Genomic DNA, 220 nt, shown 5'->3' with positions numbered 1-220 from the left:
ACACGCTGATTTGCCGCGCAGCACCTTCTATTACCAGAAGCAGGCTTTGGCTGCGAACGACAAGTATCAAAACGTAAAAACGCAGCTTAAAGCGCTATTTGCAGAGCATAAGGGACGCTATGGATATCGGCGGATCATGCTGGCGCTCAGAAAAAAAGGCGAATGGCTGAATCACAAAACGGTTCAGCGTTTAATGCAAGAGCTGGGCTTGAAGTCGTGT

1 protein-coding gene is annotated in these 220 nt (G+C 48.6%); it reads left to right on the top strand.

Annotated features, from left to right (window positions below; translation table 11 throughout):
• On the top strand, positions 1-220 hold a 220-nt coding region (locus ACFQNF_RS18795; protein ID WP_380189590.1), incomplete at both ends, for an IS3 family transposase.

The sequence above is a fragment of the Iodobacter arcticus genome (assembly GCF_042664895.1).
GTDB classification, from domain to species: Bacteria; Pseudomonadota; Gammaproteobacteria; order Burkholderiales; family Chitinibacteraceae; genus Iodobacter; species Iodobacter arcticus.
Note: the sequence above shows the minus strand (reverse complement) of the source record. Positions and strands in the feature narration are given on the sequence as shown.